General features: G+C 65.4%; 17 protein-coding genes. 10 read left to right on the top strand and 7 right to left on the bottom strand.

Going from position 1 to position 14,526, the window contains the following annotated elements:
* Positions 1 to 8 precede the first annotated feature (8 nt).
* The gene (locus HUU99_RS05415; RefSeq protein ID WP_174285555.1) at positions 9 to 386 is read left to right on the top strand and encodes a winged helix-turn-helix domain-containing protein; all 378 of its coding nucleotides are present in this window, start codon (positions 9 to 11) and stop codon (positions 384 to 386) included.
* A 2-nt stretch (positions 387 to 388) separates the two neighbouring features.
* Here the strand turns inward: HUU99_RS05415 and HUU99_RS05410 are convergent, their stop codons facing one another.
* Complete coding sequence (locus HUU99_RS05410; RefSeq protein WP_174285554.1) at positions 389 to 1,204, bottom strand: transglutaminase-like domain-containing protein; 816 nt, start codon at positions 1,202 to 1,204, stop codon at positions 389 to 391.
* A complete protein-coding gene (locus HUU99_RS05405) occupies positions 1,204 to 2,130 on the bottom strand; it encodes a transglutaminase family protein (RefSeq protein ID WP_174285553.1) in 927 nt (308 codons plus the stop codon). The genes HUU99_RS05410 and HUU99_RS05405 overlap by 1 nt, the downstream gene beginning before the upstream one ends.
* 16 nt (positions 2,131 to 2,146) lie before the next feature.
* On the opposite strand from HUU99_RS05405, the gene HUU99_RS05400 reads away from it, so the two are divergent.
* The 3 genes from HUU99_RS05400 (at position 2,147) to HUU99_RS05390 (ending at position 5,308) form a co-directional block, all read left to right on the top strand.
* The gene (locus HUU99_RS05400; RefSeq protein WP_174285552.1) at positions 2,147 to 2,920 is read left to right on the top strand and encodes an N-formylglutamate amidohydrolase; all 774 of its coding nucleotides are present in this window, start codon (positions 2,147 to 2,149) and stop codon (positions 2,918 to 2,920) included.
* A gap of 49 nt (positions 2,921 to 2,969) precedes the next feature.
* Positions 2,970 to 3,971: a cation diffusion facilitator family transporter gene (locus HUU99_RS05395; RefSeq protein ID WP_174285551.1), complete on the top strand. Its 1,002-nt coding sequence runs from the start codon at positions 2,970 to 2,972 to the stop codon at positions 3,969 to 3,971.
* A 140-nt stretch (positions 3,972 to 4,111) separates the two neighbouring features.
* A complete protein-coding gene (locus tag HUU99_RS05390; protein WP_174285550.1) occupies positions 4,112 to 5,308 on the top strand; it encodes a hypothetical protein in 1,197 nt (398 codons plus the stop codon).
* 247 nt (positions 5,309 to 5,555) lie between these two features.
* Here HUU99_RS05390 and HUU99_RS05385 read toward each other — a convergent pair whose 3' ends face one another.
* The 5 genes from HUU99_RS05385 to HUU99_RS05365 all read right to left on the bottom strand — a co-directional run bounded on the left by HUU99_RS05385 (position 5,556) and on the right by HUU99_RS05365 (position 9,431).
* Entirely contained in the window at positions 5,556 to 6,875 is a 1,320-nt protein-coding gene (locus HUU99_RS05385) for a hypothetical protein (RefSeq protein WP_174285549.1), read from the bottom strand.
* Between the two features lie 8 nt (positions 6,876 to 6,883).
* A complete protein-coding gene (locus tag HUU99_RS05380; protein ID WP_174285548.1) occupies positions 6,884 to 7,300 on the bottom strand; it encodes a hypothetical protein in 417 nt (138 codons plus the stop codon).
* 96 nt (positions 7,301 to 7,396) lie between these two features.
* Entirely contained in the window at positions 7,397 to 8,029 is a 633-nt protein-coding gene (locus HUU99_RS05375; protein WP_217430788.1) for an HD domain-containing protein, read from the bottom strand.
* Positions 8,022 to 8,249, bottom strand: a complete 228-nt coding sequence (locus HUU99_RS05370) for a hypothetical protein (protein WP_174285547.1) — start codon at positions 8,247 to 8,249, stop codon at positions 8,022 to 8,024. The genes HUU99_RS05375 and HUU99_RS05370 overlap by 8 nt, the downstream gene beginning before the upstream one ends.
* A 522-nt stretch (positions 8,250 to 8,771) precedes the next feature.
* Positions 8,772 to 9,431, bottom strand: a complete 660-nt coding sequence (locus tag HUU99_RS05365) for a TetR family transcriptional regulator C-terminal domain-containing protein (protein WP_174285546.1) — start codon at positions 9,429 to 9,431, stop codon at positions 8,772 to 8,774.
* A 145-nt stretch (positions 9,432 to 9,576) separates the two neighbouring features.
* Here HUU99_RS05365 and HUU99_RS05360 point away from each other — a divergent pair, with 145 nt between their 5' ends.
* The 6 genes from HUU99_RS05360 to HUU99_RS05335 are packed head-to-tail and all read left to right on the top strand — an operon-like array spanning position 9,577 to position 14,384.
* A complete protein-coding gene (locus tag HUU99_RS05360; protein WP_174285545.1) occupies positions 9,577 to 11,076 on the top strand; it encodes a CoA-acylating methylmalonate-semialdehyde dehydrogenase in 1,500 nt (499 codons plus the stop codon).
* A 26-nt stretch (positions 11,077 to 11,102) separates the two neighbouring features.
* The gene (rutB, locus tag HUU99_RS05355; RefSeq protein WP_302479971.1) at positions 11,103 to 11,831 is read left to right on the top strand and encodes a pyrimidine utilization protein B; all 729 of its coding nucleotides are present in this window, start codon (positions 11,103 to 11,105) and stop codon (positions 11,829 to 11,831) included.
* A 43-nt stretch (positions 11,832 to 11,874) separates the two neighbouring features.
* A complete protein-coding gene (rutA, locus tag HUU99_RS05350; RefSeq protein ID WP_174285544.1) occupies positions 11,875 to 12,957 on the top strand; it encodes a pyrimidine utilization protein A in 1,083 nt (360 codons plus the stop codon).
* A complete protein-coding gene (locus HUU99_RS05345; RefSeq protein WP_174285543.1) occupies positions 12,954 to 13,664 on the top strand; it encodes an NADPH-dependent FMN reductase in 711 nt (236 codons plus the stop codon). The genes rutA and HUU99_RS05345 overlap by 4 nt, the downstream gene beginning before the upstream one ends.
* Entirely contained in the window at positions 13,657 to 14,217 is a 561-nt protein-coding gene (locus tag HUU99_RS05340; protein ID WP_174285605.1) for a PfkB family carbohydrate kinase, read from the top strand. Before HUU99_RS05345 ends, HUU99_RS05340 begins: the two co-directional genes overlap by 8 nt.
* Positions 14,208 to 14,384 carry a PfkB family carbohydrate kinase gene (locus tag HUU99_RS05335; protein ID WP_217430787.1) on the top strand — a complete coding sequence of 59 codons (177 nt, stop codon included), beginning with the start codon at positions 14,208 to 14,210 and terminating at the stop codon, positions 14,382 to 14,384. Before HUU99_RS05340 ends, HUU99_RS05335 begins: the two co-directional genes overlap by 10 nt.
* Positions 14,385 to 14,526: the final 142 nt, after the last annotated feature.

Genomic DNA, 14,526 nt, shown 5'->3' with positions numbered 1-14,526 from the left:
CCGATAAAATGCGCGCCGGCGCGTTGAAGCTGAAGGCGCAATTGCTCTGCGGCGACGCGCTGGCGATGGGGCCGGGCAAGGCGGCGTTGCTGGAGGCGATCGATGCGGCCGGGTCGATCTCGGCCGGTGCCCGGTCGCTCGGCATGAGCTACCGGCGCGCCTGGCTGTTGGTGGATGAGATGAACCGGTGCTTTGCGGACCGGCTGGTCGATACGGTGTCGGGGGGCGGCACCGGGCGGGGTGCGACGTTGAGCGTCACCGGCCGCGCGGTATTGACCGCGTTTCGCGCGATCGAGCGGCGGATGATGGCGGCTGCCGAGGGGGAGGCGTATGATTCGCTTCGTGAACTGTTGCGCGATACGCCCCAGCCCGCCGAAGATCGCTGATCTCACCCCGGGTGTGGAACCTCCGCGGTGTGGACGTCGAACCCCACCAGTCGTGCCGGGCCGAACGTGGTCGTCAAGGCGGTGTCCGTCGCGTCGCGGCCGCGCGCCATCAGGATACGGCCGATCCGCGGCTTGTTGTGACGCGCGTCGAACGTGTACCATGCGCCCCCCAGATACACGTCGAACCAGGCCGAAAAATCCATCGGTCCCGGGATGGGGTCGATCCCGATATCGCCGAGATAGCCGGTGCAATAGCGCGCCGGGATGTTCATGCAGCGGCACAGCGTGATCGCCAGATGCGCGAAGTCGCGGCAGACCCCCTGTTTTTCCTGATAGGCGTCCCATGCCGTCTTGGTCGGTCGCGCATGGTGATAGCCGAATTCGATATGGTGATGCGTGAACGACACGATGGCCTGCGCGCGCTCCCAGCCCCCCGGGATATGGCCGAACAGGCTCCACGCCGCATCCGACAGCCGATCCGTCTCGCAATAGCGGCTGCCGAGCAGATAGACGATCACGTCGTCGGGCAGGTCCTCCACCCGGTGCTGGACCGCGTCCGCCGCGATCGGGTCGGGCAGGCCGCTATCCTCGACCGTGAAATCGCAGCGGAGCGTCAGCCCGCCTGCCGGCACCGTCAAGCGCGTGCAGATATTGCCGAACGCGTCGCGGTAGTCGTGCATCGGCACGTCGGGCGTCGCGACGATCCGGTGCGGCGTTCTCAGGTCCTCGTCACGCGACGGGTGAACGCTCAGCATCGCCATCATCGGCGTGGCGATATCGGTCTCGTAACAGATGTCGTAGCCGGTTCGAATCAGCATCATGCGGTCTTTCTGGGGCGGGGAACGGGGATCGGATCGGCGATAGGCAGCGCGGTATCGTCGAGCCGGATATCGACGGATACGGACATGTCCTGGAAACTGCCGGGAAAGCCGCCCCAGGAACCGGAGATCGGAACGGCCTGGTAGAGATCGCGCGCGATGGCCACGCGGATGAGCCCCCGATTGCCGACGATGCCGTTGGTCGGATCGAATTCGACCCAGCCCGATCCGGGCAGGTAGACGCGGACCCAGGCGTGCGTGTTGCCGCCGCCGACATGGCGCTCGCGCGAAGAGGGATTATAGACATATCCCGACACGAACCGCGCCGCGAACCCGAGCGCGCGGACCGCCTCGATCATCAGCATCGCATAATCGCGGCACGTGCCTTTGCGCTTCGCCAATGTCTCGGTCGGCGTCTGCGTGCCCTTTTCGGCGCGCGCGACATAGGTGAACTCGCGCTTGATCGCCGCGGTCATCGCCGACAGCATGTCCAGCGTATCGGTGCGTCCGTCCTTCGCGACGAAGCGGTTGGCCCAGCCATCGATCAGGCGAAGCGGATCGTGATGCTGCCGCTCGATCGAGCGAAGCAGGTCCGGCATTTCCTCCGACGAATAGGTGAACGGATAGAAGCGGGCATATTCCTCGATATCCACGTCCTGCAGCTCGGCGGGTTCATGGATCAGCCGGACTCGGCTGTCGAATACCAATTCCTTGGCGTGGGTGGAGAAGGTGGCGATCGCGACCGAATTACCGAACACGTCCTGCAACCAGCGAAGGGCCGACGGCTCCGGGGTAATGACCAGTTCCGCATCGACCAGCCGCTGATCGTAGCTTTCGCGGGGACGCACCATGATCCGGTGCTCGCCAAACGACACCGGATGGCGGTAGATGTAGCGCGTGACGTGTGAAAGGGTGAGCAATGGCATTGGGTCCCCGCATCCCATGAGCGGCAACATTGCACTGCTTGGTGCCGATGATCCATCGCCTATCGTAACGAAAAACCCCGAAGGCTCGTCGTCGTTCCTTCTCATCGGCGATCATGCCGGCAATCGCATCCCGTCGGTCCTCGGCGATATGGGTCTGGAGCCCGGCGAACGGACGCGCCACATCGCGTGGGACATCGGTGTCGCGCGGCTTGGCGAGTTGCTGTCGACCGCGCTGGATGCGGTGTTCGTGCAACAGGTCTATTCGCGGCTCGTCATCGACTGCAACCGGGATCCCGACGCAGCGGACGCGATGCCCGCGGTCAGCGACGGCACGCCGGTGCCGGCGAACGCGGCGCTCGACGAAACCCGCCGGGCGGCGCGGATCGCGGCGATCCATACACCCTATCAGACGGCGATCGGCGCGGAGATCGCGCGACGGCGAGCGAAGGGACGGCCGACGATCCTGATCGCGCTGCACAGCTTCACGCCGGTGATGCGCGGCTATGCGCGGCCGTGGCAGGTCGGCATCCTGTACGATGACGGCGATCCGACGTTCGCGCAGGCACTGTTGACGGCGCTGCGCGACGAAGGCGACCTGACGGTGGGCGACAACGAACCCTATCGGATGGACCTGATCGACTATACCATCCCGCGCCATGCGTATCCCGACCGACTGCCTTATGCGGAAATCGAGGTGCGGCAGGACCTGATCGACGACGAGGCCGGTTGCCGTGACTGGTGCGATCGGCTCGTTCGCGTGCTCGGCGCGGCATCGATCGCGATGGGCTAGCGTATCATCGTTGCCGGATGATACGCGACCCGCACTCGAAAGGATCGACATGGCCAGCCATCATCACGACCACGGCCATTCGCCCGGGCATTCGTACGGTCACGCGCACGACCAGCGGCAGGCGCACGACCAGCGGCAGGGGCACGACCAGCGGCAGGGGCACGACCACGGGCACGGGCATGGCCATTCGCACGCACCCACGTCGTTCGGGCGCGCCTTCGCGATCGGCATCGCGCTGAACATCGCCTTCGTGATCGGCGAGGGCGGGGTGGGGCTGTGGTCCGGATCGGTCGCGCTGCTCGCGGATGCCGGGCATAACCTGTCCGACGTCCTCGGCCTCGCGGTCGCCTGGGGCGGCGCGACCCTGGCGCGCGCGGCCCCGACGAAGCGCTTTACCTATGGGTTGAAGGGATCGACGATCCTTGCGGCCCTGTTCAACGCTCTGCTGCTGCTGGTCGCACTCGGGGCGATCGTGCTGGCGGCGGTGCAGCGTTTTTCGGACCCGCCGACCGTCGCGGGCCTGACCATTTCGATGGTCGCCGCTGTGGGCATCGCGGTCAACGGGCTGACCGCCTGGTTGTTCGCGCGCGGGAGCAAGGGCGATATCAACGTCCGCGGCGCGTATCTGCACATGCTCAGCGATGCGCTGGTTTCGGCCGGCGTGGTGATCGCGGGGCTGGTGATCTGGAAGACGGGGATCGGTTGGATCGATCCCGTCGTCAGCCTCGTCATCGTCGCGCTGATCTTCGGTCAGACCTGGGGTTTGTTGCGCGAAACCGTCGAAATGGCCTTGGCGGCGGTGCCCCGGGGAATCGATTACGACGGGGTCGAGCATGCGCTGACCACGCTGCCCGGGGTCGAACGGATCCACGATCTGCATATCTGGCCGATGTCGACGACCGAACCCGTACTGACGGCACATCTGGTCGTGCCGCAGGGCCATCCGGGCGACGCGTTTCTGTCCACCGCGCGCGAGATGCTGCACGACCGGTTCGGGATCGGGCATGCGACGCTCCAGCTCGAACGCGGCGACGAATGCGACGGGTGCTGACGAGGCCCTTTCCCCGAATGATACCGAAACGCGGCGTGGTTCGATAACTTTGTGGCGCGCGGCGCATTAAATCACGCATCGTGAGGTTGCCCGCAAAATAACCCGACAGGTGCCCGCTCTTGGATAAGAGTGAGGCATATGTGCTCGTCAAGCCGAGCGGACCCAGCGCTCGCGAGCCGCGTCAGTCTCTCGCCGCCCGAGCAGTCGTGTTGGCTCGAAGGGCCTCGTCAGCGTTTCTGGCTTTGGCAGAAGCCGACGCTATGGACGATCATCACCTGCGATCTGGGGATTGGTTCATGATGCGACAGGCCACTCTCCTCAGGTCGCTTGTCGAAGGATCGATCGTCGCGCTCGCGCTGATTGCGGCACCGTGCGCGTCGGCGGAGCCCCAGGCCAGGAATCAGGCAAGCACAGCCGATACGCTGATCCTGCCGGCGCAGGATCGTGATGCGACCAATGCGTCCGACTCCAAGCTGGCGGCGCAAATGCACCGCAAGATCGGCGTGGAACGGCTGGCCAGCATCGCGCTCGTCGACGCGGACGTCGATCCCGACGGCTGCATGACCGCCCCGCTCGCCGCCGGATCGGTCGGCGATAACAGGCGCCGCGAGGGGATGGAGGCGCTGGCAGCCGCGCTCCGGCGACGCGGCGTGGTCGTGACCGTTCTGTCGTCCGACGCGGTCCGGCTGGTCGATCAGGCGGAGCAGCGCCGCGTCCGTGCGATTCGGGGCTCTTCAAGCCTTGCGTTCGGCGAAGGAGAGGGTCGGTGGTTCGCGACCAAGGCCGAACTGGTCGCCTGTGCGAGGGTCGACCCGGATGAACCGAGACACAAAAGCTTGTCACACCCGGCCTTGGCTGCCGAACTGGCGGCCTTGCATCAGGATGTCGTGCTCGCGGTCAACGACAGTAAAGCCGAGTCGAAGGGGCCGAGCTGGAACGTCATCGAGGGCGTGCTGAGCAGCGATGGCAAGAGTCTGGACGCGGGGACTTCATCCGCGAAGGTCGCCGCCACGATGGTGCTCAAGGACGGCTCCGTCGCTTGGAAGGGTGAAGGTCTCGCCGAGGGCCGCCTGCGGCCCCCGCTCGACGCCCAGGCTTTTGGCAAGCTCAAGGCCTATATGGAAGGAGAGTTCCGCATGATGGCCCAGTACCGTACCGCGCATCCGGCATCCGATCGGATGCCACCGATCGATGAGGAAGCATTCGACGCGATCGTCAGCGGCGATCTGGATCACGCGCCGGCGGGGTCGACGTTGGGGCCATCGGTCGATGCGACCGTGCAGGCGGCGGCCGAACGGATCGTGGACCAGTTGCGGTCCGTTCTGCCCAGCCGCTAGCGGAATTCGTCGCTCCGCCCACGGACCACGTATGGGAACGCGGGTGTCGTCGGGTGGCTAGCGCCGAACTCGAAGAGGGCGGGGTCATGGAAAGCTCCAGCAACCCAGTAGCGGCGACGTGCTTTACGATGGGGCTGTTATCACGGGTCGTTGTGGCAGCAGATCGCAACGCAGGTCGCGCACGTGCCGTAGACGAAACCTTCCGCTCCGATCCTCGATCGGAGGTTCAGGCTTGGACCGCCGTCGGTCAGCGACTGCAGCCTGCGTTTTGCGCGGCCGCGATCGCGTGGCGGAGGTCGGTCCGGAAGCCCGTGTTCCCGGGGACAGCCCGGACGCTCAGCGCCGCCTCGTTCCGCCAGGCTGCAAGCCGGGCGCAGGCGAGTTTGCGCGCCCACGGGCTCTCGTCGTCGTTGCGAATGATGAAGTCCTGCGGGTGGTGGGCGAGATACCGCACCGTGAACACGTCAGCCTCGCCAGGGTAGATCGAGGTGTCGCCAAGGCCTCGAACGTTGAAGTCGTCGGTGCGGAACTGCCCGGGCACGACCCGGCTGTCGACGGTGCCGATCAGCACGCGGTAGCCGACCACGTCGCGGTGGTTGTACTGGGTCGAGGTCGCGAAACTGCCGGTTACGGTGGCGGCACCGGTCTCGCCGTAGCGGTCGATCAGCGCGGTCGCGATCTCTTCCCCGAACAGCATGATGAGGACCAGACCCGCGAGCAGCGCCCCGCCGATCCACGCCGGCCAGCGGCTTCGGGTTGAATCGCGCTCCGCATCGGCTAGGCCGCCATAGGCCGCTCGGCGTGGACGCCGGTGCCAGGGGACGAAGAACAGCGCCAGCGCGGCCGGCGGCCCAACGGCCATGAGACCGAACCGCCAGTCCGCGAGGGTCTTGAGGGCATGGATGAACGGATCGAGGATGCCGGCGCCGGCCAGAACGGCATGCGGGGGCGGGGTCCATCCGGCGATCGAGCCGGTCGGTGCGAGCGGTACCAGCTTGCCCATCTGGCCGGGTGCGGCCCAAGGCGGCTGCTTGACCGCGGCGCCGGCCGCCTTGAGCGCCAGCGCGTCGAGGAGGTAGCGCACCTCCAGCTGGTCGGGGTTGTCCAGCTCGGCACCGGTGGCGTCGATCACCGCGACGTCCGCTCCGTGACGGGCTGCCACGATCGTCGGTGAGGGCCGGACGATCGCGTCGTCCGCCCGGCCGGTGATCGCCAGCGATGGCCTCGCATCGTGGTGTGCCTGCCGATCCAGTTGCGCCTGCGCACGTCCTGCGTCGGCGATGTGGTAGAAGGCGAGGGTGGCGGTGCGCGGCACCGCGTCGGCGGCATGGTCGCTCGGCTTGGCGTACCAGCGGCAAGTCGAAAGGCCGGGGGCCGGGTAGAAGTCGTGGCCATCCAGCGCCCCGCCCGATCCGGAGAACAGCAGCGGCTCGAGATCGGTCGCGGAGAGCAGGGTGCAGGCATTCGGGTCCGGCCGGGGATCGACGGGAGCGGCGCGGGCCGAGGTCATGACGCCCAGCGCGGCCAGCGCGAGCGATGCGATCGGCACACGCCAGGCTGTCGCCATCCGCCCCCTCACCGTGCGCGTGCGTGCGCCGCCGCGAGCGCGTCGAGCAGCCTCGGGCTCGCGCCCTCCCGGCGCAGCGTCGCGGCCGGGATCACCACCGTCTCGACGCACGCCTCTTCCGCATGCGGCGGGTCGAACTGCAAGTCGAGGCCGCCCGCCTTCGCGTCGAGGCAGGCGATCATCGGCACCGGGCGTTCCTGCATCTCGTCGGTGATCGCGGTGCGGCACTCCTTCTCCTCGGCCGCGCCGCCGCCGTGGTCGTAGCCGGCGCGGTGCAGCGCGTTGGGCCGCGGTGAGGCGAGGCTCACCATCTTCACCGCGAGGCGGATCGGCGCGGTGGCGGCGAGGGTGGCGGTCAGGAGGATCGCAAGTGACAGGGCGGTACCTCCGATGGCGTCATTGCGCGCGCGGTTGCCGGCGGACACACGCGGTAGCGAAGCATAATCGTGACGGCTGCCGCGATCAAGCACCGGCGATCAACGGAACCGGAGACGTGCGCCGCCGCGAGTCTCACGGCACCCTCAGCCGGGCGAAGCGTCCGTCCGAAGCGCGGCGATCGAGCGCCGGAGGTTGTGCCGCGCCCTGTCCTCGAACCGCGCGCGTCCCCAGGGCGAGAAGAACAGCGGATCGCGGGCTAGGAACCGCTCCAGGATCGCCGCGCGGCCGATGCGGAACGCCTGCTCGGGTACGTGCGCGTACTCGGCACGGACGCCCGCTTCATAGCGGTCGAACGTCGCGTCTGGCGCGCCGAGGATCGCCAGGTCCATGTCGAGGAACCGGGCCATGTCGGCCGTCTCGTCGTCGTCGAGGCCGGGCGGGATCGCGTGTGCCGCGGTGGCCTCGATCAGCCGCACCGTGCGCGCGAGCGAGACGGGCGGGAGGATGCCGTCGAGCAGGTCCGCCGCGAGCGCCGCGCTGCGCGTCTCGTTGTCGCTGGCGCGCGCGTCGTAGACCGCGTCGTGCAGCAGGATCGCGGCCCGGATCGCCCCGGGATCGTGCAGTGCGCTGCGCACTTCGTCGAACAGCGCGAGCAGCGCCTCGATGTGGCGCCAGCCGTGATAGGCACGCGACGGACCTTCGTGCAGCGCCCGGATGCTGGCGAGCAGGTCGCCACCGATCGGATCGGCCCCGGTCAGCTTGGCGGCGTCAGCCAACGCCGCCTCCGAACAATGCGGTCTGCCGCCGCCGCAGCGTATCGGCCATGGCGGCAACGCCGGCTTGGAGGTCGGGCATCGGCGCCAGCGCCGCCTCACCGCTCGTGCCGTCCAGCGTCGTGCGCAGCAGCTCGGCCTGGCCGATCAGCAGTTTGTCGAACGCACCGAGCGCCTCCAGCGTCGTAGCTTCCGAACGGCAGCGTTGCCGAGTGATCGCCATGGCGAGTGCCTCTTTTGCCGGGTGGAGAGAGTAGGACGGCCCGCGGCTTGCGGCCGGAGAGCATCGCGGTCATGCGGTCGGTCGCGCTCGCGCCGGTGCCGTCCATGGCATCGACCAGCGCCTTCGCCTGCGCAATCCCTGGTTGGTGGCCTGCCATTCATCTCCACGCCGGTAGAAATTGAGAAGGTGTCGCACCGTTTTGCGGGCTAGTTCTGGGCAATGGTGCGCCTGGCATGAAAGGAATGGGCACTCAGATCATTGGGAGGTTTTCGTGGTGATGGAGCACTGACGGTCTACACCTTGAAATTCCCGAATTGCAATCGATTGAACGGCGTGCTTTTCATTGGCCCGTAGGTCCTCCTAATGTGCCCCGTTCCTTAATCATCGTCGACGACTTGACGCGCAAGTGTTTGGCGGCGGGCGTGCCATCAGACGCGGCCTTCCTTTTTCCCGACGAATGGCTATCGAAAAGTCTTGATAAGATCCGCGACCGCCTGCCGAGCATTAAGATCGTATCGTCCTTTATTTGATGACGCTATCGTCTAAAACGGCTTGGTTCGGCTTGGGCATCAACAGTCCACCAAACAGTATCGTCGCGAACGTCTCTTCCGCCTCGGTGAATTGGAGCCGCCCCAATTTTGGAATATCGAGGACGGCCCGCACCTGCGGCGCGAAGTCTGCATAGTGCTGAGTAGCGCCCCAGAGGAAGAACAGGAGATGGAGGGGGTTCACAGGCCGGAACTTCCCAGCCGCGATCCAGCCGTTGACAATCGCCGCGAATGCGAGTGCCTTTTCTCTTACCCGGCCGGAAAGATGCGGGCTCAAGACCGATGCGCCTTCCAGCATATCCTGAGCAAAAACCCGCGACGCCTCAGGGAATTGCCTTGACATCTCCAGCTTGCGATTGACGTAAAGTCTCAACTCGTCCCCCGGTTCTCCATCTGGATCAAGGCCTCCGATGGGTTCAAGCCAGATGTCGAGCGTGCGCTCCAGAACGGCCTGATAGAGTTCCGCTTTCGTGCGGAAGTAATTGTGAAGGTTCGGCTGGGACATGCCCGCGAGCGCCGCGATGGCCTCCATGGTCGCCCCCCTGAACCCATGGGTTGCGAAAACGCGCTGCGCGTTTTCGAGGATCGCCGTTTCGTTTCGAATTTGGATACGCGTTCGTCGCGCCGTGGTCATTCTGACGGTCCTGTGATCATATAATCAGGAAATGCCCCGTTTCGGATGGTATTGCAACCACCGAATACCGCTGATACCTGATTGTTTCATAATTTTTCAGGGCCGACGGCGATTCGGGTGCCGGTTGGCGGAGAAAGGGTAGGCAATGCAGGCGGTTGCGCATTTCATCTCGGGCGAGCGCCGCCATGGAACGGGGCGTCGGCGCGGCGACATCTTCGATCCGAATTTGGGTGTGCCACGGCGACGTGTGACTTTCGCCACGCATGAAGAGATCGACGAGGCGATCGCCGGAGCCAAGGCTGCCCAACCCGGCTGGGCGGCGACGAACCCGCAGCGGCGCGCTCGCGTGATGTTCGCCTTCAAGGCACTCCTGGAGCGAGAGATGGACGCCCTTTCCCTCATGCTGGCCGACGAGCACGGAAAGGTGGTCGCTGATGCGCGGGGGGACATCCAGCGCGGACTTGAGGTCATCGAGTTCTCGTGCGGCATCCCCCACCTACTCAAGGGCGAATACACCCAGGGCGCAGGGCCGGGCATCGATGTCTTTTCGTTGCGCCAGCCCCTCGGCGTGGTCGCGGGCATCACGCCGTTCAATTTCCCGGCGATGATCCCGATGTGGATGTTCGGCCCGGCGATCGCGGCCGGCAATGCCTTCATCCTCAAACCCTCGGAGCGCAACCCGTCGGTTCCGGTGCGGCTGGCGGAGTTGATGATCGAGGCGGGACTTCCGGCCGGCATCCTGAACGTGGTTCATGGCGACAAGGCCGCGGTCGACGCACTGCTCGATCATCCGGACATCCGAGCGATCAGCTTCGTCGGATCGTCGGACATCGCGCACTATGTCTACTCACGCGGCGTCGCGAATGGAAAGCGCGTCCAGGCAATGGGCGGTGCCAAGAACCACGGCATCGTACTGCCGGATGCCGATCTCGATCAAGCGGTGGCGGATATCACGGGCGCCGCTTACGGCTCGGCTGGGGAGCGGTGCATGGCGCTGCCGGTAGTCGTGCCGGTCGGCGACGACACCGCCAGCCGCCTCATCGACAAGCTGCTCCCCGCCATCGACAAACTGCGGGTCGGCGTCTCCACAGATGCCGGTGCCGATTATGGGCCCGTCGTCAGCGCGCAGCACAAGTCGCGTATTGAGACTTACATCCAGATGGGCGTCGACGAGGGCGCGAGGCTGCTCCTCGATGGCCGGGGCTTCTCGCTGCAAGGATATGAACAGGGGTTTTTTGTCGGACCGACCCTGTTCGATCACGTGACGCCGACGATGAAGAGTTATCAGGACGAGATCTTCGGCCCTGTTCTCCAGATCGTGCGCGCCACCACGCTGGCGGAGGCCATCGCGCTGCCGAGCCGCCACGCGTACGGCAACGGCGTCGCGATCTTCACCGCCAATGGCGGCGCGGCGCGGGATTTTGCCGACAAGGTGGAGGTCGGCATGGTCGGCATCAACGTGCCGATCCCGGTGCCGGTCGCCTATCACAGTTTCGGCGGATGGAAGCGCTCGGGCTTCGGCGATCACAACCAGTACGGCATGGAAGGCCTGCGGTTCTACACGAAGGTGAAGACCGTGACACAGCGCTGGCCCGCGCCGGACACGGCGGTCGAATCCTCCTTCGTCATTCCGACGATGACTTGACCCCGTCGAAAACGGAGGATGTTGACATGACGGCCGCGCCGACCCTGTTCACGCTGCCCGCACGCCCCGAACCGCTGCGTCTGGCGCGGGAAGAGACGGCGGTGATCGTCATCGACATGCAGAACGCCTATGCGTCGACTGGCGGCTATTGCGATCTCGCCGGGTTCGACATCGCCGGGGCGATGGATGCGATCAAGCGGATCGGCGAGACGCTCGATGCGGCGCGCGCTGCGGGGATCCAGGTCGTCTATCTCCAGAACGGCTGGGATGCCGACTATGTGGAGGCCGGGACCGAGGGATCACCGAACTACCACAAGTCGAACGCGCTAAAGACCATGCGCAAGCGGCCGGAACTCCAAGGCCAACTGCTCACACGCGGCGGTTGGGATTATGAGATCGTCGATAGACTGAAGCCGCGAGCGGGCGACCTTCGTGTCCACAAGACGCGCTATTCCGCTTTCTACAATTCGCAGCTCGATAGCATCTTACGCGCCCGTGGCGTCCGCAACCTGGTGTTCGTCGGTATCGCTACCAATGTCTGCGTCGAATCGACGCTGCGGGACGGTTTCCATCTCGAATATTTCGGGGTGATGCTCGCCGATGCGACCCACCAGCTGGGTCCGGACTTCATCCAGCAGGCCGCCGTCTACAACATCGAGACCTTCTTCGGATGGGTGTCCACCGTCGCTGATTTCAGGACTGCGATCGGACAACTGTCTGGTGAGAAGGATCCCGCCGATCATGAGGTCGGGTGACGACTATTCCCGGCCGACGCGGCCGACATTGAAGGGATATCGCATGGAAATCGGTGTATTTCTGCCGATCGGCAACAACGGCTGGCTGATCTCCGAGACGGCACCGCAATACATGCCCAGCTTCGATCTCAACAAGGAGATCACGCTGAAGGCCGAGCGGTACGGGCTCGATTTCGTGCTGACGATGATCAAGCTGCGCGGGTTCGGCGGCAAGACCCAATTCTGGGAGCACAATCTGGAGAGCTTCACGCTGATGGCTGGTCTCGCCGCGGTCACCGAGCGGATCAAGCTATACGCCACGGCCGCCACCCTGACGCTGCCGCCCGCGATCGTCGCGCGCATGGCGTCGACGATCGATTCGATCTCGCACGGCCGGTTTGGGATCAATTTGGTTACCGGCTGGCAGAAGGCCGAATACGACCAGATGGGACTATGGCCAGGCGAGGAGCATTTCACCAAGCGCTACGACATGCTCGCCGAATATGCGCAGGTACTGCGCGACTTGTGGGGGATGGGAAAATCGGACCTCAAGGGTGACTATTTCCAGATGAACGATTGCCGCGTCAGCCCGCGTCCCAGTGCCGACATGAAAATCATCTGCGCTGGCAGTTCCGACGAAGGCCTGGCCTTCTCGGCCAAATACGCCGACCATGCCTTCTGCTTCGGCAAGGGCGTCAACACGCCCACCGCCTTCGCGTCCGTCAATCAGCGCCTTGCCGCCGCGACTGCCAAGACCGGTCGGTCGGTCGACACTTTCGTGCTGATGATGGTGATCGCGGACGAGACCGACGAAGCCGCGCAGGCGAAGTGGCAGCGTTATCGCGACGGCGTCGACCATGAAGCGATCGCCTGGCTGACCGGGCAGACCGCGGCCAACGCGGTTTCCGCGACCACCAATACCCGCCAGATGAGCGACGCTACCTCGGCGGTGAACATAAATATGGGCACGCTCGTCGGTTCGCATGCGACGGTGGCGCGGTTGTTGGACGAAGTGGCGACGGTGCCGGGCACGGGCGGCGTATTGCTGACGTTCGACGACTTCGTAGAAGGTGTCGAAGCGTTCGGCACACGGATCCAGCCGCTGATGAAAAGCCGGCGGCACGTCGCCGCCGCGAACGCCGCATGACCGCGCGCGCCGCCATCTCGGTCGTCGGCATGGGAGGTGCCATCCGCCCCGGCTCGACCAGCGAAAAGGCGTTCCATTGGCTGATGGCGGCGCTTGACGAGCGTGGCGTGGCGACGAGCGTCTTCACCGGACTCGACCTCGATTTCCCGCTGTTCAATCCAAACGGTGGCGCATCGCCGGATCGTCGACTGGATCGTTTCTTGGCAGCCATCCGTCACTGCGACGCCTTGGTGATTTCATCGCCGGTCTATCACGGCGGGCCGTCGGGCCTCGTGAAGAACGCGATCGATCATCTGCAGCCGCTGGCGAACGATGATCGTCCCTACCTGACCGGCCGCCCCGTCTGCTGCGTGGCCGCCGGCGGTGGACTGCCGGGCGCGATCTCGACTTTATCGGCGCTGCGCGATGTCGTCCACGCGCTGCGCGGCTGGCCGACGCCAATGCAAGTCCCAATCAACTCGTCGAGCCATCCCTTCGACGAGCAGGGATCGTGTTCAGACACCAAACTGGATCATACGTTAACGGCGGCCCTCGACGACCTTCTGGGCTTCGCAAAGGCCATGCATTCCTCGCAGGTCCTCGCAGTTCGGAGGCCGGCGATGGAGCCGCCTAAGATTATGGTCGTCGGCAGTTATAACCGGGACGCCACGCTCGTCGTGAACCGCTTCCCGCAACCGGAGAGACGATCGCCGCCCGAGGATCAGTAGCTCGCATGGCGGCAAGGGGAGCAATCAGGCCGTACAGGCGGCGCGATTCGGCGCATCGGTCGCCATGATCGCCGCGATTGGTCACGATCCGGCCGGCGAGGCCGCGCTTGAGATGTGGCGTGACGAGGGGATCGACGTCAGCGCGGTCAGACAAGAGGGACACCATGCCACGGGCACGGCGACCATTCTTAGTCGAAGCGATGGCCAGAACGTCATCATCCTCGATACGGGCACCAATGCGTGCGTGGCCGAATATAATGTGCGGGACGCTGAGCAGGCCATCAAGTCCGCAAAACTCGTTCTCGCTCAGCTGGAAACGCCGCAAAGCGCAACGAGCGCCGCGTTTGAATTTGCAAGACGACATCATGTGATCACCATGCTCAACGTGGCGCCGGTGCCGGAACGGGTCGAACCGGGGCTGCTGAACCTCGTCGACATCCTGATCGTCAACGAAGTCGAGGCGGGCACCCTCTCTCCCCCGGAGCAGCGCTCGGGCGATCCCGAGCGCGCCGCCGAAGCGCTCCTCCAGAAGTCGGGATCGCCGTGCTGTTGACCTTGGGTGCCGACGGCGCCGTCCTTTATGAAAAGAACGGAAAAACCACGCGGCAGTTGGCGGTGGCGACGACCGCCAGCGACACCACCGGCGCGGGTGACGCGTTGATTGGCGCGTTCGCCGCCAGCTATATCGCCACTGGCGAGATGCAGACTGTCCTACGCTGAGGTGTCGCCGCGGGCAGCTTCGCGTGCGCGAAGCGTGGTGCGATCGCCTAGTTCGCGACGATGGCCGAGATCACCGCCGGCCGCTGCGCGCCCAGCGCTCCGATCGCTTGATTGTCGCATCCGGAAATATAGCCATATCTCC

It is taken from the genome of Sphingomonas bacterium (assembly GCF_903642285.1).
Lineage (GTDB): Bacteria > Pseudomonadota > Alphaproteobacteria > Sphingomonadales > Sphingomonadaceae > Sphingomonas.
This window is presented reverse-complemented; position numbering and strand designations above follow the sequence as displayed.